Below are 17,019 nucleotides of genomic sequence, written 5' to 3'. Positions count from 1 at the left end.
ATGAAACTAGACATGTATATTGTAAAAGAAGGGAAAAAGTTAAGATGTGGCTACACTACAGGAAGCTGTGCTGCTGGTGCAGCTAAAGCAGCAGCAACCGCTTTTTTTAACGGAAGCTTCCCTGAATTTATTGAAATAGATACTCCAGCTGAAGTTGTATTGAAATTAAAGGTAGAAGATCCCTTTTTAGGTGAAGACTATGCATCTTGCTGTATCGTGAAAGATGCAGGGGATGACCCCGATGCTACAGATGGCATGCAGATATACGCAAGGATTAGTAAAAGAACTGACAATAAAGTGGTTATAGACGGGGGAGATGGAATAGGAAGAATTACTCGTGGTGGATTTATTGGAGAAGTTGGTGAAGCTGCAATAAACCCTGTACCAAGAAGGATGATCGAAACTGAAATTAGGAAGGTCACTGATGAAGGTGTGGATATAGTAATATATGCTCCTATGGGAAGAGAAGTGGGGAAAAAGACCTTCAATGCTAATATAGGTATTGAAGGAGGAATATCTATAATTGGAACAAAGGGAATAGTTCAGCCTATGTCAGAGGAGGCCTTAAAAGAAAGTATATTTAGAGAAATTGATGGCATAGATAGTAGTGGGGCTGAAGAAATAATTCTTTACCCAGGAAATTATGGAGAAGAGGTTGCAAAAAGTTTAAGTAGAAAAGAACAGGGAGTTAAAATATCTAACTTCATAGGTGAAGTAATATCCTATTGCTATTATAAAGGTTTTAAAAAAGTTACCTTAGTAGGGCACATAGGAAAGTTATGCAAGGTTTCTATAGGTGGTTTTAATACCCATAGCAGAACGTGCGATATAAGAATGGAATCATTAGTATACTACCTTGCTATTAATGGGGCTCCTCAAGATCTTATATTACAAGTACAAAAATGTGTAACTTCAGAAGAAGCATTAAAAATTATATTAGATAGAGGATACAAAAAAGTAATCGATGATATGAAGATTGGCTGCGTTGAAAGGCTAAAAAAATATATAAAAGATACCAGTTATGATATAGAAGTTATTATGTACTCAATGGAGTACGGTGTACTTTAGGGGGCAAAAATGATTTATCTTATTGGAATGGGACCAGGAAACATAAAGTATCTTACTGTTGATGCATTAGAAAAGATTAAGGTATCCTCAAAAATTGTGGCCTTTGGAAGATTATCAAAGATAGCAGAGGAACTAGTGGGAGCAGCAACCAAAATTACAAAGGTAGAAGACGTGCTTAACCATATAAATAGTGACGAAAATATAGCAATCTTAGCATCAGGAGATCCTTGTTTTTATGGTCTTCTTGAGTATTTAAAAAATAAGAATATAGAAGTTGATGAGGTTATTCCAGGAATATCATCCTTTCAATATATGATGACAAGGCTTAAGAAAAGCTGGCATGATGCGGAATTTATAAGTCTTCATGGAAGAAATGAAAGCTTAGATAGGGCTCTTAAATCTAGTGTATCAGTGATACTTACTGATAGAAAAAATACTCCTCACAGCATATCCAAAACTCTTTATGAAATAGGTGTGAGAGGCATTTTATATGCTGGTTTTAATTTATCTTATGAAGATGAAAAGATAGTTTTAGCGAGTATAGGAGACGATATTGAAAATATAAGTGACTTATCAGTGGTGGTGATTGAAAATGAGATGGATTAAGGACAATGAATTTATAAGAGGAGATATTCCTATGACAAAGTTTGAAATAAGACTTATAAGCGTAGGATTATTAGGGATAGAACCTGGAGATGTTCTGCTGGATATTGGAGCAGGTACAGGGTCCGTTTCTATTGAGGCTTCACTTCAAGGAGCAGAGGTGTATTCAATTGAAAAGGAACCAGAAGGCATAGATTTAATACAGAAAAATGCAGCTAAGTTTAATACTAACATAACTGTGATACAGGACATTGCGCCAGAGGGAATAGATAAAGTTCCTTCCTTTAATAAGTGTTTTATTGGAGGTAGCGGAGGAAATTTAAAAGATATATTTTTAAAGGCAGATAGTAAGTTAAAATCAGGAGGTACATTAGTAGGTAATTTTATAACCTTTGATAATTTTAATGTATTAAAGCAATGCATGAATAAAAATGACTATAAAGATGTAGAAGTAAGACTTATTCAATCGTCTAAAGTTGAAGGCAAGGCAGGTATGCTTAAAGCAAATAATCCTATATTTATAATAAAGGGGGAAAAACCTTGAGAGAGTTTTATGGAGTAGGTATTGGACCAGGAGATAAAGAACTTATAACACTTAAAGGATATAATACTTTAAGAAATAGCGATTATATATTTATCCCTAAAAGTAAGGGTGAAAGTTTAGCAGGGAGTATAGTCAGTGATTATATAGAGGGAAAAAATATTATTGAGATTGAATTTCCTATGGGAGAAAGTAACTCAGATAGGTATGCAGAAGCAGCAGTACTTATTAATGAGACAATAAAAGAGGGACAAATAGGAGCATTTATTACCTTAGGAGATCCGATGACATATAGCACTTACATATATCTTATGATAGAACTATTTAAATTCGATATTAAAGTAGAAACTATACCAGGTATAACATCTTTTAATGCAGCAGCTGCTTGTTTAAATGAGCCTATTACCTTAAAAGGTGATAATTTTTACTTGTGTGATGGCCAGATAGATGATGACATTTTAAAAAAAGCAAGTAGTGTTTGTATATTAAAAGTTAATAAGAACAAAGAGAATATTATTAATATCCTTGAGGAGAATGGATTCAAGTACGTTTATGTAAGAAGATGCACTCAGAAGGATGAAAAAGTATTATATGATAAAGATGAAATCCTTAATGATAATGATTATATGTCTCTAATATTCGCAAGGAAAGAAACAGTTAATAATTTATTCTCTACATGAAAGAAACACAAGGATCATAGCAATTAATAATCGTTATGTACTTTTAAAGAATCTAGTGAGCATAGTAATTAATAATTGTTATGTACTTTTAAAGAATATAGGGAGCATAGCAATTAATAATTGTTATGTGCTTAAGAGAAATACAAAGGGCATAACAGTTGATAACTGTTATGTGCCCTTAAGGAATGCAGGGAGGGCTTAATATGTTTTATTTTATTGGAGCAGGTCCAGGAGATGTGGATCTTATAACTGTAAAAGGAAGAAGACTGCTTGAAAGTGCAGATGTGGTAATATACGCAGGTTCGTTAGTTTGGGATAAGCATCTTGATTTTTGCAAAGTAAACTGTAAGAAGTATAATAGTGCATCAATGACGCTGGAAGAAGTTATAGAAGTAGCTGTAACTTCACATAAAGAGGGAAAGGATATTGTAAGACTTCATACAGGAGATCCAAGTATCTATGGGGCTATAAAAGAGCAGATGGACCTTCTTGATAAACATAATATTCAATATGAAGTGATTCCAGGGGTAAGCTCTTTTACAGCAAGCTGTGCTGCTTTAAAAAGAGAGTTTACATTGCCAAATGTAAGTCAAACTGTTATAGTTACTAGATTAGAAGGAAGAACTCCAGTACCTGAAGAGGAGGATCTTGAAAAGTTAGCATCTCACAAATGTTCTATGGCAATATTCTTATCAGTTCAGGATATTGATAGAGTGGTTGAAAGGTTAGTAAAAGGATATGGAAGTGATGAGGTGCCAGTGGCAGTAGTATATAAGGCAACATGGCCAGAGCAGAAAATCATTAGAGGAACATTAAAAGACATTTCTTCTAAGGTTAAGGAAGAAGGAATAAAAAACTTTTCACAAATACTTGTAGGATATTTTATAGATTGTGAATATGAAAGATCAAAGCTATATGATCCTGAATTTACCCATGGCTGCAGGGTGGCAAAAAATGAAAATAGCCTGCATTAGTTTCACTGGGAACGGATATTTAATTAGTGAACAAATTAAAAATAACTTGCAGCATGTTGTAGATATTTATACTAAAGATAATTATAAGGATAAGCTAGATAATATATTTAAAAGTTATGATGGTATTATTTTTATATCAGCAACAGGAATAGCGGTAAGGCTTATAGCTCCTTATATAATTGATAAAACCATTGATCCAGCAGTAGTTGTTGTTGATGATCTTGGAAGGTATTCTATAAGTCTTCTTTCTGGGCATATAGGAGGAGCAAATAACCTTGCTAATGAGGTAGCTGGAGCTATTAATGCAGTTTCTGTGATTACGACTGCATCTGATGGGAGAGGTATAGATGCAGTTGATGTGATCGCAAAGAGGTATGATCTTTATATTAATAGCATGAAGGATGCAAAAGTAATTACCGCTCTTATGGTAGAGGGAAAACGAATAGCTGTTCAATCGGAAATAGACGTAAAAATAAACTATCATAATATATGTAAAGATAATCCTGATGGATTTATTGTTATATCTTCAGAAAATAGTGTGAGCTTTGATAAGCCCAATTGTGTATTAAGGCCAAGGGTTTTAAATGTTGGGATAGGATGCAGAAAAGGTAAGACAAAAGAAGAGATTCTTAATGCAATAAAAAAGGTTTTTAATGATTCAAACCTATCAATACAATCAATAAAAAATATTGGAACAGTAGATGTGAAAAAAGATGAAAAAGGCTTAATTGAAGCATGTAAAGAGTTAAAACGTGATTTGAAGATATTCCTTAGAGATGAAATAGAAAAGGTTCAGCATAAATTTAAATCTAGCAGCTTTGTAAAATCCCAGATAGGAGTAACATCTGTTGCTGAACCTTGTGCATATCTACTAGGTGGAGAAATTATTATAAGAAAGACAGCAGTAGATGGAGTAACAGTGTCTGTTGCTAAGGAGGTTTAAGAATGGCTAAATTATATGTTGTTGGAATTGGTCCGGGTGGATTATGTCATATAACACAAAGAGCCCGTGAAGTTATAGAAAATTGTAAGGTAGTAGTAGGATATACATTTTACATAGAGCTTATAAAAGATTTAATTACTGGGAAGGAAGTCATAAAGACTGGAATGAGAGGGGAAATCGAAAGGTGTAAAATGGCCATAGATAAAGTAAGAGATGGCTTTGACACCTGTATTATAAGTACAGGTGATGCAGGTCTTTATGGTATGGCAGGCCCAATTTATGAAATGGGAGAGGATATAGAGGTTGAAGTAGTTCCAGGAATAACAGCAGCCTTTAGTGCAGCTTCAGAACTTGGAGCACCAGTAATGCATGATTTTTGCACTATAAGTCTAAGTGACCTAATGACTCCATGGGAAGTAATAGAAAAGAGAATAAAGTGTGCCGCAGAAGGTGATTTTATAATAGCAATCTATAACCCAAAGAGTAAAGGAAGAGTGGACCATATAAATAAGGCTGTGGATATAATTTTAAAACACAGAGATGGAAAAACTCCTGTTGGACTTGTTAAAAATTCAGGAAGAGATGGAAATGAAAAAGTAGTCACTACCTTAGACAGCATAGATTTTGATTTCATTGATATGATGACAGTGGTGCTAATAGGTAATAGTAATTCATATATAAAAAATAATTTTATTGTTACCCCAAGAGGATATAAGCTTTGATATGGATCATAGGAGGCACAAAGGAATCAAGAGAATTTGCAGAAATCTTAAAAGGTAAAAAAGAATTTTTGGTTTCTGTAGCAACCTATGCTGGCTATGAACTGTTAAAAAAAGATAATACTGTAGTTTTAAGAATGAACAAAGATGAAATGATAAATTTCATAAAAAAGAATGATATAGACTACATAGTGGATATGTCCCATCCCTATGCAGTAGAGGTAACAAAAAATGCACGTGAAGCAGCAGAAGTATGCGACGTGCGATATTTAAGATATGTAAGAGAATGTGCAGATTATAAAGATGTAGTGCAGTTTGATTCTTTTGATAAATGCATAGAGTTTCTGAAGCATATCAATGGATGTGTATTCTTTACCACAGGTTCTAAGAATATAAAGGACTTTGAAGCTATACGAGGAAACAATAGATTTATATATCGTGTTATACCTTCAGCATTTAGTATTGAAGAATGTGTAAAATATAATGTTAAGATGAAAGACATAATAGCTGCCCTAGGACCTTTTAGTGAAGAACTAAATATAGCAATGTTTAAGGAGTATGAGGCAGATTATGTTGTTATGAAAGATAGTGGTGATGCGGGAGGAACTAAGGAGAAGATTCTCGCGTGTCTAAGTCTTGGAATAAGGCCCTTAGTTATAGGAAGACAAAAGGAACAGGGAATAAATGATATGAAAAAACTGCTTGATAGCTTAACTTAAAAGTAAGATCAGTTTTAAAAATCTTAATATGCAAGATGAATATTAATTAGTTTAATTTGCTGCGATTTCACAAAGTTAAGTCTGGTTCAAATTTAATGGGGGAAGGATAAGTATGAAAGAAGAAGTAATTCTTTCTTCACACGGTGGAGATATTTACACAGAAGGAATGCTTAAAGGAAGAGAACTTATTGATTACAGTTCAAACATAAATCCCTTTGGGATTCCAGACTGTTTTAAAGAGAAAATATCAGAGGCATTAGAAGCTTCAATGAGATATCCAGATTATAAGTATAGAAGGTTAAAGGATGCAATTAGAGAGTATCATAATTGCTATGATAGAATGAATATTGATGAAGAAATGATTCTTTTGGGTAATGGTGCATCAGAAGTATTAGATCTAGCTATAAGTTCATTGAAAAGCATATTGATTGTTGTTCCTTCCTTTATAGAGTATGAGGAACTTTCAAGTAAGTGGGGACTTAATATTGAATTCTCACAATTAGATGAAAATATGAACTATGATTATAAAAATATATTAGATAAGCTAAGAGATACTGAAGGGTTAATACTAGGAAACCCTAATAATCCTTCAGGAAATTTAATAGATTATGAAAAGTTTAAAGTTATATTAGATTACTGTGAAAGTCATAATAAAAGGATTATAGCAGATGAAGCCTTTGTAGAATTTGCACCAAAAGACAGCAGTCTTTTGGCTTTAGTAAATAACTATAAATGTTTATTCATAGTAAGAGCTATAACAAAGTTTTTCGGCACGCCTGGTATAAGGTTTGGATACGGCATAAGCTCAAATGAAGAATGGATTAGAAACATGAAGAAAAAGCAAAATCCTTGGAATGTAAACTGCTTTGGAGAACATGCTGCTATATATTCTTTTAAAGATAAACATTATATTGAAAAGAGTAGAGTATGGATAAGAGAAGAAATTCCTTATTTCTTAGATGGCCTTAGAAAACTATCTTTTATTGATAGAGTATATGATACAAATACTAACTTTGTACTTATTAAGCTTAAGGATATGAATGGACAACAGTTATATGATAAATGTTTGAAAAAAGGATTTGTTATAAGAAGAGCTCATAACTTTAGAGGACTAGATGACTGTTTTGTAAGGTTCGCTATTAAAAACAGAATAAATAACGAGAGATTTCTCAATATTTTAAAAAACGTAAAAACATAAAAACATAGGAACATAAAAACATAGATAATATAATAGGCTTATTTTAAAGATTAATACAAATAAAAGTATATTATCATGTTTCTAGCATAGGTTATAATAGGACTTTCTAAAGTGTTATTCCGTATAATTTCCTTGACTGGGGTTTTTAGTAGAACTATAATGATGATAACAAAATACAATATACTCTTATAGGTACTCTAATTAGAGTTTAAAAGGGAAAAAGGTGAAAGACCTTTGCAGCCCCCGCTACTGTAATGAGGACGAAATCTGTAATAACCACTGAGGTTTAGAGCCTTGGGAAGGGCAGAGAGTAGAATGAGTCAGAGTCAGAAGACCTGCCATAAGAGCTTTGGTAAATTTTTCGGAGGGAGAAAGGATCCGCACAAGACTACAATTGAGTAGTTTATTTGTTGCGTTTGTAAGACCTTTCAACAAGGTCTTTTTTTATTGTCTAGGAAAGTATAGATTTTTGTAATTTAAAAAGCGTGGCGTAGCGACTTAATTCTTAGCTATTATCTCATGAAGTGAAATCAGGCTTATATTTAATAGATATATGCCTATTAAATTTTACTTAGTTTAAATAGAGCAACAAACTTTACATATAAATAATTTTTGGGGGAGGAAGCTATGGGAGAATTAACTTTTTTAAAGGAACTTTATCCACTCTATGAAGATGCAGTTAAAAAGGCTAGAGTACGTATGGATAATCTTATAAAGCCATTAGGTAGTTTAGGAACATTAGAGGAGATGGCTATAAGGTTATCAGGAATAACAGGAAAATTACACAATGAAGTTAATAAAAAGGCAATTGTAATAATGTGCTCAGATAATGGAGTATGTGAAGAGGGGGTTGCTTCTGCACCTCAAATAGTTACTCTTACTCAAACCATAAACTTCTTGAGAGGCATTACTGGTGTGGCGGTATTATCAAAACATAATAGATGTGATTTAAAGGTAGTGGATATAGGAGTAAAAGAAGACATAACAATATCAGGTCTTATCACTAAGAAAATAAGAAAAGGTACATGGAATTCTGCAAAGGGAGAAGCTATGACAAGAGAAGAAGCTCTTAAAGCAATCCATATTGGTTTTGATTTAGTAAGAGAGCTAAAGGAAGAGGGTTATAACTTAATTGGTACTGGTGAAATGGGCATAGGAAACACAACCACAAGCTCATCAGTACTTTTAGCTTTAACTGGATGCTCTATAGATGAAGGCGTTGGAAGAGGTGCAGGTCTTAAGGATGAACAATTCTTCCATAAAAAAGAGGTAATTAAAAAGATACTTCAGGTAAATAAACCTGTAAAGGAAGATCCAATAGATGTTCTTCACAAGGTTGGAGGATTCGATATAGCTGGAATGGTAGGATTATATTTAGGTGCAGCCTATTATAGAATACCTATAGTTGTTGATGGGTTTATTTCAGCAGTAGCAGCACTAGCAGCATACAAAATAAATCCATTAACCAAGGATTTTATGTTTCCTTCACATATTTCTAAGGAAAAGGGCTATAACAGAGCTATCAATGAAATAGGGCTTGACCCAATATTAAACCTAGGTATGAGACTAGGAGAGGGCTCAGGGTGTCCTCTAGCCTTTAATATTATAGAAGCAGCTACAGTAATTATGAATAATATGGCTACCTTTGAAGAAGGTGATGTTGATATAGAAAACTATAAGGATTTATGGAAGGAAGAAGCTAAGTAAAATTGAGTAGGTATCGAGCCTACTGAAGATACACAACTTTTAGCTTCAGGCAAATTTCACTTAGTGAAATGACAGCAAATAAAGTATCTTTCATAAAGCTTTAATTTTATTAAATATAAGAATTGTTAAGTAGAGAGGGGAAAATCATGATTGTTGTAACAGGAGGAGCTAGAAGTGGAAAATCAACCTTCGGAGAAAGTCTACTGATGGATAAAAAGGAAGTACTGTATATTGCTACTTCTATTCCCTTTGATGATGAAATGAAAGATAGAGTAAAAAAACATAAGGAAAGCAGACCTAGCCGTTGGGATACCTTGGAGTCTTATAAGGCTATAGGAGAAAATATAAGAAGTTTACAAAACACATATGAAGGTATAATTTTGGATTGTGTTACTATAATGATTACTAATCTTCTTATTGAAAATATTGATGAGAATTCTGAAATAGATTATAGAGATATTGAAAATATGATTATGAATGAAGTAAAGTCTATGACAAACTTCTTTAAGGAATATGAAGGAGAAGTGGTTTTAATAACTAATGAAGTAGGCAGTGGCATTGTTCCAGAAAATAAATTATCAAGAGAATTTAGAGATATAGCTGGAAGAGTAAATCAATATTTAGCAAGAGAAGCAGAGCAGGTTTATCTAGTAGTTTCAGGTATACCAGTAAAAATAAAAGGGTAAAAAGCTAGAGTTTGTGAAGCTTTTTCATAATTAGGTTAAAGGATGAATTTATATGAAGAATTTTATTTTAATACTACAGTTTATGACTAGAATTCCAATAAACATAAATCTAGATGTAAAAAGAGAAGATTTTGCAGAAGCAGTTAGATATTTTCCACTAGTAGGACTAATTATAGGATGTTTTGATATCATTGTTTACTTCTTAATGTCAAAGATTTTTCCAACAACTATAGCCTCTGTTTTCATGGTTTTATCCCATGTTTTTATAACAGGAGGGCTTCATATGGATGGATTAGGTGATACTGCAGATGGTATGTTTTCAGGAAGAAGTAGAGAGCGAATTCTAGAGATAATGAAGGACAGCAGGGCAGGAAGTTTTGGAGTTCTAGCGGTAGTTATCGCCCTTCTATTTAGATTTGGAGCATTTCAAAGTTTACAAGTACAAGCAACTGTATTATATAGAGGAGCTCTTCTATCACCTATTATAGCAAGAACACTAGTATCAATGCTAATGTACAGAAGAACTTATGCTAGAGAGAAGGAAGGGTTGGGAGATTTATTTATAGGAAAGATCTCAAGAAAGACATTTATAACTGTACTTATAATGGGGATCATACTCACATTATTTATTGGTGGTTATAAAGGAGCAATATCCTTTGGAGTAGTTGCGTTATTTGTACTTTGGCTAGGGAGATATGTTGAAAAGAAAATTGAAGGTTTAACTGGTGATGTGCTTGGTGCCTCTATTGAACTTAGTGAAATTATAGTACTTCTATGCTTTACAGCAAAAATAGGTTTTCTATAAAGGTGAGCACTGAATTGTCAATTGCTCACAACCTAAGAGGTAGGAGATTGTAACTCTACTACATATGGTAAGCGATACAGGAGTGTCTCCTCTCTTACTTTGGAAGTCAGAGTATCCTTGCTGCGTATGGATGAAAAGAGGTGAAGTGTTGTGAAACTTATTCTTATTAGGCATGGAGAAACAGAAGGAAATGCACGAGGAATTTATCAGGGCTCTTTAGATTTAAGTCTTAATAGACAGGGCGAAACTCAGTGTTTAGAGATAAAAGAAAAGTTAAGGGAATTTAACATTGATAAGGTTTTTTCATCTCCTTTAAAAAGAGCTGTTGAAAGTGCAGAAGTAATATTTAAATTAGATATAGATGAAGATAAAAATTTAATAAGAAAGAAGAATTATCCTCCAATCATTAAAATAGAAGAATTTAAAGAAATAAATTTCGGTCTTTGGGAAGGAAAATGTTATAAGCAAATAAGCAGTGAGTTTAAAGATCATTATGAAAGTTTCTTAAGTGACTATAAAGCTTTTGTATTTCCACAAGGGGAGAGCTTTAAGGAGTTTTATTCAAGAGTTGCAAGTGGGTTGCAAGATATAAGAGATGTTTGTAAAGATGAAGAAACCGTAGCGATCGTAGCTCATGGTGGAACGCTAAAAGTTATACTTTGTGAGCTTCTAGGGTTAGGTGAGAATGGTTTTTATAGTTTTAATGTTTATCACGGATGCTATAGTTTTCTTTCCCTATATGGAAACACTGTAGTAGTTGAGAGGATTAATAAGTAAATACACAACTTCATAAGTAAACTTATAATTCATAAAAAAGCATTGCTACAATTTCACAAATTAAAATTTGCTCAAATTTAATATGAATTGTTTAAAGATTGAAGTTGTTTATCTTTAGAGAGGGGGAAAAATATGAAAAATAAAAGCATAATGCTTCAAGGAACAGGTTCTACTGTAGGCAAGAGTATACTCTGCACAGCACTCTGTAGAATTTTTGTACAAGATGGTTTAAATGTTATGCCTTTTAAGTCACAGAATATGTCCCTGAATTCAGGGGTAACACCTGAAGGGCATGAGATGGGAAGAGCTCAAGTTATGCAGGCAGAGGCAGCAGGAGTAGTTCCTTCTTCAAAAATGAATCCTATACTTCTGAAGCCTACTTCAGATAGGAAATCTCAGGTAATACTTTTGGGTAAGGTCTGGAATACTTTAGATGCAGTAAACTATTTTCAAGTAAAGAAGCACTTAAAGACTAAGATAGAGGAAGTTTATAAAGAACTCAAGAATGAAAGTGATGTAATCGTCATAGAAGGTGCTGGAAGTCCAGCAGAAATAAATTTAAGTGATGAATTTGTAAATATGGGTATGGCTAAAATAGCAAAAAGCCCAGTACTTCTTGTAGGAGACATAGATAAAGGTGGTGTTTTTGCATCCCTTTATGGAACTATAATGCTTCTTCCAGAAGAGGAAAGAAAAATGATAAAGGGAATAATAATAAATAAATTTCGAGGAAGCGTGGAGCTTTTAGAACCAGGACTTAAACAGATTGAAGAACTTACAGGAGTTCCGGTAGTGGGAGTAGTTCCATACTTTGCTTTAGATTTAGAAGATGAAGATAGTGTAGTAGATTTTAAAAAGTTTAATAAGGAAGGAGCTCTAAAGATAGGAGTTGTACATCTTCCTTATATGTCTAACTTTACAGATTTCAATTCCTTAGCTTTAAATAAAGGGGTATCCTTAAACTTTGTAGAGCTGCATGAAAATTTAGATGAATATCACTTGATAATTATACCAGGAAGCAAAAGTACTATTGGTGACTTAAAAGCATTAAGGGAAAGTGGTATGGATAAAAAACTAATTAAGGCGTCTAAGGATGGAAAATATCTCTTTGGTGTTTGTGGAGGATATCAGATATTAGGAAAAGTCATAAAAGATAAAGAAAGCTTTGAAACTCATCTTCAAGAGGAACAGGGACTTGGGCTTTTAAATACAGAGACTGAATTTAAGGAAGAAAAAGTTACTGTTCTTTCAAAAGGGATAGAAAAACTTTTTAATACTGAAGTAACAGGATATGAAATACATATGGGAGAGACATTAGGAGACAACCTTCTAGATGAAAAAGCCTTCATAAAAGGTGAAAGAGGACTAGATGGAATTATAGATTATGAGGGAAGAGTGATAGGCACGTACTATCATGGTATCTTTGATAATGGAGAGTTTACAATTAAGTATCTTAACCTGGTTAGAAGTACTTTTAATCTTCCACTAGAACATGAATGCGTAGATTACTGGCAGCATAAGATGAGAGAATATGATAAGTTAGCAGATATAGTAAGAGAGGCTCTTGATATGGAGAAGATATATAAGATAATGGAGGAAGGTTTATGATAGACATATGGGTGGCCTTCGCATTGGATTGTATTTTAGGAGATCCATATAAGTTTCCTCATCCTGTGAGATTTATAGGAAAATATATTGCATGGTTTGAAAGGGTAGTTACAAAAAGGAAGAGAACAAAAACCTCTCTTCGCTATATATGGGGCCCATTTCTAACTATCTCAACGGTAGCATTGACTTTTAGCGTAATATTTACAATACTAAAGATTGCAAGTAGTATACATACATATTTATATCATAGTTTAAATGTTATACTTTTGTGGACCAGTATTGCACCTTGTTGTTTATCTAAGGAAGGATATAAGGTCTATAAACCATTAAAAGAAGGAAATATTAAAGAGGCAAGAGAGAGAGTTTCTTATTTAGTATCTAGGGATGTTAAGAGTCTCAATGAAGAGGGGATAACACGTGCGGCAGTAGAAACTATTCTTGAAAATATCTCAGATGGAATTATAGCACCATTATTTTATGTATTTTTAGGAGGGGCACCACTAGCACTAGCTTATAAAGCTGTTAATACTTTAGACTCAATGGTTGGATATAGAAATGAGAAATATGAAGATTTGGGATTTTTCTCAGCTAAGGCTGATGATTTAGTAAACTTTATTCCAGCAAGACTCTCCGGGTTTTTAATTTCTATTTCAGCTTTAGCTTTAGGATACAACTTTAAAAACTCTATTAGGATTTTCTTTAGAGATAGATTAAAGCATAAGAGTCCTAATTCAGCTCATCCAGAAGCTTCAGGAGCAGGTGCTCTTGGTATAAGACTTGGAGGACCTAATTTATATTTTGGCAAAATTGTTAATAAACCATACATTGGAGATGAACTACAGAGTATAAAGTCAGAGCACATAGTTCACTCAATAAAGCTTTTATATGGAGCTACAATCATATTCTTAGGAATATGCTCTCTTATTTACAAGATAAGATTTATCATTTAGAAGTTATTTAAATTTGAAATATAATTGTGGTAAAGATAAATACTTCAATCCTTAATAAATTTGAACAGGCTTGATATATATTCCATTTTAGCCAGATTTTACTTTGTAAAATGGCAGTAAGTCAATTTAATTATGAAGTTGTTTATCTGTATTATACATTCATAAGATAAAAAATTAAGGAGGATACAATAATGAAAGGAATAAAAAAATTAACAGGTTTGTTACTTGTACTTATATTTACTTTATCATTTGCTGCTTGCAATAATAAAGAAGAAAAGAAAGAGGAATCAAAGGGAATAAAAATAACAGATTCATATAATAGAGAAATTTCTCTAGATAAAACACCAGAGAGAGTTGTAACTCTTTCTCCAGGAGCAACAGAGACTATATTCGCTTTAGGAAAGCAAAATGTTTTAGTTGCAAGATCAGATTATGATGATTATCCATCAGAGGTCTCAAAGATACCTTCAGTAGGAAGTTTAAACCAACCAAATGTTGAAAAGATTGCTGAGCTTAAGCCAGACTTAGTAATAGGTGGAGCACATTTCCCTAAGGAAGCTATTGAAAAGTTTAACGAGCTAGGTATAAAGGTTGCAGTACTTTATGGTTCAGAAGATTTTGAGGGATCTTATAAGAATATAATGGATATAGCACAAGTTCTTGGCGTAAAAGAAAAAGGACGAGAGATAGTAGATGGAATGAAGAAGAAGGTTTCAGAGGTTGAAGCAAAGGTTAAGGGATTAAGTAAACCAAAGCTTTATTATGTTGTTGGTTTCGGTAAGCAAGATTTCACAGCAGGTGGAAATACATTTATAAACCAACTAATCGAAAAAGCTGGCGGAGAAAACATAGCAAAGGATGTTCAAGGATGGAAGTATTCTTTTGAGAAGATTGTGGAAAATAATCCTGAGATAATAGTACTTTCAGATAAGTTTGATACAAAGAAGAATTTTATATCTGCTGATGGATATAAAGATTTATCAGTAGTTAAGAATGGTAAGGTATTTGAAATAGATAATAATATGCTAAACCTACAAGGACCAAGACAATCAGATGGATTAGAAGCATTAGCTAAAATTCTTCATCCAGAAGCATTTAAATAAAGGAGTACTCCATGAAGAAAAAGACATTTTTTCTTGGGCTTATTTTGATTACATTTATGGCAGCACTAGTTTCTATAACCCTTGGGGCTGCCTCAATAACTCCAATTGAAGCATTACATATAATAGTAGAAAAAATAATAGGGAATGGTGAAACATCTGTTTATGAAAAAATAATATTTAATATAAGACTTCCTAGAATAATTTTGGCTGCCTTAGTAGGAATAGGACTTTCAGTTACAGGGGCTTCCTTTCAAGGGCTTTTTAAAAATCCTATGGCTGATCCCTATGTATTAGGAGTATCTTCAGGAGCTGCACTAGGTGCAACCTTATCAATAGTTTTTAGATTAGAGTCAAGTGGACTTGGATTAACAACTATTTATGCATTTTTAGGAGCATTATTTTCTATTATGCTTGTTTATAACATTGCAAAAGTTGGAAGTAAGCTTCCTGCTACAACATTGCTACTTGCAGGAATTGCAGTAAACTTTTTATTCTCATCAATGATATCTATTTCAATGATACTCCATCGTGAAGCAATGGAAAGAATAATATACTGGACAATGGGAAGCTTTAATAGTGCTTCTTATAAGCAGATAACTTTTATTGCTCCGATAGTTATAGTAATATCGTGTATTTTTTATAGTAATTATAGGGCTTTAAATATCATGGCAGTAGGAGATGAAAGTGCCTATACTCTTGGTGTTGATGGAGAGAAGATTAAGAAAAGAATAATTATTTTAAGTTCCATTATGGTGGCGTCTATAGTTTCAGTTAGTGGAATAATAGGGTTTGTGGGGTTAATTATTCCTCATGCGTCAAGAATGATAGTAGGATCAAATCATCGAGAACTCATTCCATTTTCAGCAGTACTTGGTGCATTATTTGTTATAATATGTGATACTTTATCAAGAGCACTTATGCCACCAATGGAATTGCCAGTTGGTGCTATAACTAGTCTTTTTGGTGCTCCTTATTTCATATTCCTTCTGTGGAAGAGGAAAAGAGGGTAGAAAATGAACTTTATAGATATAGAAAATCTTCAATATCAAAAAGGAACTAATCAAATACTAAAAGGATTGACTACTAGCTTTAATAGTGGAAAGTTTTACTCAATAGTAGGTCCGAATGGAAGCGGTAAAACAACCTTTCTAAAAAATATAATAAAATACCTTATGCCATCACAAGGGAAGCTCAAAGTAGAGGGAATGGAATTGGGGAAAATAAGAGCGAAAGACTTAGCATCAAAAATTAACTATGTTCCTCAAAATACTATAATGGAATTAGATTTTACCTGTTTTGATATGGTAATGATGGGAAGGAGTCATAAACTTAAAACTTTTCAAAAGGAAAGTAAAGAAGATATCGAAGCTACTTTTTCAGCTATGGAGTTAACAGATACTCTTCATCTAAAAGATAAATTCATAACAGAGATTAGTGGAGGCGAAAGGCAGAGAGTTATTTTAGCTAGAGCAATAGCTCAGGATGGGAAGTGTATAATTCTCGATGAACCACTTTCTCATTTAGATATTAATCATCAATTATCAGTACTAAAGCACTTAAATAAGCTTAAAAATAATGGAAAAACCATAATTACCGTACTTCATGATCTTAATCTTGCACTTATGTATTCAGAGGAAATAATACTTATGAATAACGGAAAGATTTTTTCAAGTGGCAGAGCAAAAGATGTAATAACACCAGAAAATATTAAACAAGTTTATGGAGTAGATAGTAAGGTAGTAACAATAAATGGAAAAAAACATATATTGTTTATATAGATAAATAATTAAAGGTGCTGTTACTTAGCAAGAGGCTTTGTAGCTGCACTTTTTATTTTATCTGAAATTCCCACGCCTGAAGGCTTGGGGTTCTTAGGTACTCAAACTTCCAATGTATCTCGAAAGATATAGAGACTGGTCTGTTTCCCTAAGACTTTCA

The 17,019-nt window shown here is 33.0% G+C and carries 18 protein-coding genes and 1 riboswitch; all 18 genes read left to right on the top strand.

Features of this window, described 5'->3' with window-relative positions; translation table 11 throughout:
* The gene (gene cbiD / locus CPJCM30710_RS04230) at nt 1-1,068 is read left to right on the top strand and encodes a cobalt-precorrin-5B (C(1))-methyltransferase CbiD (protein WP_212902935.1); all 1,068 of its coding nucleotides are present in this window, start codon (nt 1-3) and stop codon (nt 1,066-1,068) included.
* A gap of 9 nt (nt 1,069-1,077) precedes the next feature.
* Nucleotides 1,078-1,674, top strand: a complete 597-nt coding sequence (gene cbiE / locus CPJCM30710_RS04225) for a precorrin-6y C5,15-methyltransferase (decarboxylating) subunit CbiE (RefSeq protein WP_246503450.1) — start codon at nt 1,078-1,080, stop codon at nt 1,672-1,674.
* Nucleotides 1,661-2,215 (top strand): precorrin-6Y C5,15-methyltransferase (decarboxylating) subunit CbiT, encoded by a 555-nt coding sequence (gene cbiT, locus CPJCM30710_RS04220; protein WP_212902934.1) that lies wholly within the window; start codon nt 1,661-1,663, stop codon nt 2,213-2,215. Before cbiE ends, cbiT begins: the two co-directional genes overlap by 14 nt.
* Entirely contained in the window at nt 2,212-2,892 is a 681-nt protein-coding gene (gene cobI, locus CPJCM30710_RS04215) for a precorrin-2 C(20)-methyltransferase (protein ID WP_212902933.1), read from the top strand. Before cbiT ends, cobI begins: the two co-directional genes overlap by 4 nt.
* 203 nt (nt 2,893-3,095) lie before the next feature.
* Nucleotides 3,096-3,866, top strand: coding sequence for a precorrin-4 C(11)-methyltransferase (gene cobM, locus CPJCM30710_RS04210; RefSeq protein WP_212902932.1), 771 nt, complete (start codon nt 3,096-3,098; stop codon nt 3,864-3,866).
* Nucleotides 3,847-4,809: a cobalt-precorrin 5A hydrolase gene (gene cbiG / locus CPJCM30710_RS04205; protein ID WP_212902931.1), complete on the top strand. Its 963-nt coding sequence runs from the start codon at nt 3,847-3,849 to the stop codon at nt 4,807-4,809. The genes cobM and cbiG overlap by 20 nt, the downstream gene beginning before the upstream one ends.
* 2 nt (nt 4,810-4,811) lie before the next feature.
* Nucleotides 4,812-5,531 carry a precorrin-3B C(17)-methyltransferase gene (gene cobJ / locus CPJCM30710_RS04200; protein WP_212902930.1) on the top strand — a complete coding sequence of 240 codons (720 nt, stop codon included), beginning with the start codon at nt 4,812-4,814 and terminating at the stop codon, nt 5,529-5,531.
* A complete protein-coding gene (cobK, locus tag CPJCM30710_RS04195; protein ID WP_212902929.1) occupies nt 5,528-6,247 on the top strand; it encodes a precorrin-6A reductase in 720 nt (239 codons plus the stop codon). The genes cobJ and cobK overlap by 4 nt, the downstream gene beginning before the upstream one ends.
* 112 nt (nt 6,248-6,359) lie before the next feature.
* A complete protein-coding gene (locus tag CPJCM30710_RS04190) occupies nt 6,360-7,445 on the top strand; it encodes a pyridoxal phosphate-dependent aminotransferase (protein WP_212902928.1) in 1,086 nt (361 codons plus the stop codon).
* Between the two features lie 172 nt (nt 7,446-7,617).
* A riboswitch (cobalamin riboswitch) is annotated at nt 7,618-7,802 on the top strand.
* Nucleotides 7,803-8,072: 270 nt separating this feature from the next.
* A complete protein-coding gene (gene cobT, locus CPJCM30710_RS04185; RefSeq protein ID WP_212902927.1) occupies nt 8,073-9,152 on the top strand; it encodes a nicotinate-nucleotide--dimethylbenzimidazole phosphoribosyltransferase in 1,080 nt (359 codons plus the stop codon).
* A gap of 146 nt (nt 9,153-9,298) precedes the next feature.
* Nucleotides 9,299-9,838 (top strand): bifunctional adenosylcobinamide kinase/adenosylcobinamide-phosphate guanylyltransferase, encoded by a 540-nt coding sequence (cobU, locus tag CPJCM30710_RS04180; protein WP_212902926.1) that lies wholly within the window; start codon nt 9,299-9,301, stop codon nt 9,836-9,838.
* Nucleotides 9,839-9,890: 52 nt separating this feature from the next.
* Nucleotides 9,891-10,643, top strand: a complete 753-nt coding sequence (cobS, locus tag CPJCM30710_RS04175) for an adenosylcobinamide-GDP ribazoletransferase (protein ID WP_212902925.1) — start codon at nt 9,891-9,893, stop codon at nt 10,641-10,643.
* A 150-nt stretch (nt 10,644-10,793) separates the two neighbouring features.
* Nucleotides 10,794-11,420: a histidine phosphatase family protein gene (locus CPJCM30710_RS04170; RefSeq protein ID WP_212902924.1), complete on the top strand. Its 627-nt coding sequence runs from the start codon at nt 10,794-10,796 to the stop codon at nt 11,418-11,420.
* 132 nt (nt 11,421-11,552) lie between these two features.
* The gene (locus tag CPJCM30710_RS04165) at nt 11,553-13,028 is read left to right on the top strand and encodes a cobyric acid synthase (protein ID WP_212902923.1); all 1,476 of its coding nucleotides are present in this window, start codon (nt 11,553-11,555) and stop codon (nt 13,026-13,028) included.
* Nucleotides 13,025-13,978: an adenosylcobinamide-phosphate synthase CbiB gene (gene cbiB / locus CPJCM30710_RS04160; protein WP_212902922.1), complete on the top strand. Its 954-nt coding sequence runs from the start codon at nt 13,025-13,027 to the stop codon at nt 13,976-13,978. The genes CPJCM30710_RS04165 and cbiB overlap by 4 nt, the downstream gene beginning before the upstream one ends.
* 191 nt (nt 13,979-14,169) lie before the next feature.
* Complete coding sequence (locus CPJCM30710_RS04155; RefSeq protein WP_212902921.1) at nt 14,170-15,081, top strand: ABC transporter substrate-binding protein; 912 nt, start codon at nt 14,170-14,172, stop codon at nt 15,079-15,081.
* Nucleotides 15,082-15,092: 11 nt separating this feature from the next.
* A complete protein-coding gene (locus CPJCM30710_RS04150; RefSeq protein ID WP_212902920.1) occupies nt 15,093-16,091 on the top strand; it encodes a FecCD family ABC transporter permease in 999 nt (332 codons plus the stop codon).
* A gap of 3 nt (nt 16,092-16,094) precedes the next feature.
* Nucleotides 16,095-16,859: an ABC transporter ATP-binding protein gene (locus tag CPJCM30710_RS04145; RefSeq protein WP_212902919.1), complete on the top strand. Its 765-nt coding sequence runs from the start codon at nt 16,095-16,097 to the stop codon at nt 16,857-16,859.
* The last annotated feature ends 160 nt before the right edge of the window (nt 16,860-17,019 follow it).

Origin of the sequence: Clostridium polyendosporum (assembly GCF_018332455.1) — a bacterium.
Taxonomy (GTDB): Bacteria; Bacillota; Clostridia; order Clostridiales; family Clostridiaceae; genus Clostridium_AY; species Clostridium_AY polyendosporum.
The sequence above is the reverse complement of the archived record's forward strand: the minus strand, read 5'-3'. Positions and strand labels throughout refer to the sequence as shown.

What these genes read in the sequence shown, in the direction of transcription:
- cobM (WP_212902932.1), top strand. Translation starts at nt 3,096, where the DNA reads ATGTTTTATTTTATTGGAGCAGGTCCAGGAGATGTGGATCTTATAACT.
- CPJCM30710_RS04145 (WP_212902919.1), top strand. Translation starts at nt 16,095, where the DNA reads ATGAACTTTATAGATATAGAAAATCTTCAATATCAAAAAGGAACTAAT.
- cbiD (WP_212902935.1), top strand. Translation starts at nt 1, where the DNA reads ATGAAACTAGACATGTATATTGTAAAAGAAGGGAAAAAGTTAAGATGT.
- cobT (WP_212902927.1), top strand. Translation starts at nt 8,073, where the DNA reads ATGGGAGAATTAACTTTTTTAAAGGAACTTTATCCACTCTATGAAGAT.
- CPJCM30710_RS04155 (WP_212902921.1), top strand. Translation starts at nt 14,170, where the DNA reads ATGAAAGGAATAAAAAAATTAACAGGTTTGTTACTTGTACTTATATTT.
- cbiG (WP_212902931.1), top strand. Translation starts at nt 3,847, where the DNA reads ATGAAAATAGCCTGCATTAGTTTCACTGGGAACGGATATTTAATTAGT.
- CPJCM30710_RS04150 (WP_212902920.1), top strand. Translation starts at nt 15,093, where the DNA reads ATGAAGAAAAAGACATTTTTTCTTGGGCTTATTTTGATTACATTTATG.
- CPJCM30710_RS04190 (WP_212902928.1), top strand. Translation starts at nt 6,360, where the DNA reads ATGAAAGAAGAAGTAATTCTTTCTTCACACGGTGGAGATATTTACACA.
- cbiT (WP_212902934.1), top strand. Translation starts at nt 1,661, where the DNA reads ATGAGATGGATTAAGGACAATGAATTTATAAGAGGAGATATTCCTATG.
- cobS (WP_212902925.1), top strand. Translation starts at nt 9,891, where the DNA reads ATGAAGAATTTTATTTTAATACTACAGTTTATGACTAGAATTCCAATA.
- cbiB (WP_212902922.1), top strand. Translation starts at nt 13,025, where the DNA reads ATGATAGACATATGGGTGGCCTTCGCATTGGATTGTATTTTAGGAGAT.
- cobJ (WP_212902930.1), top strand. Translation starts at nt 4,812, where the DNA reads ATGGCTAAATTATATGTTGTTGGAATTGGTCCGGGTGGATTATGTCAT.
- CPJCM30710_RS04165 (WP_212902923.1), top strand. Translation starts at nt 11,553, where the DNA reads ATGAAAAATAAAAGCATAATGCTTCAAGGAACAGGTTCTACTGTAGGC.
- cbiE (WP_246503450.1), top strand. Translation starts at nt 1,078, where the DNA reads ATGATTTATCTTATTGGAATGGGACCAGGAAACATAAAGTATCTTACT.
- cobU (WP_212902926.1), top strand. Translation starts at nt 9,299, where the DNA reads ATGATTGTTGTAACAGGAGGAGCTAGAAGTGGAAAATCAACCTTCGGA.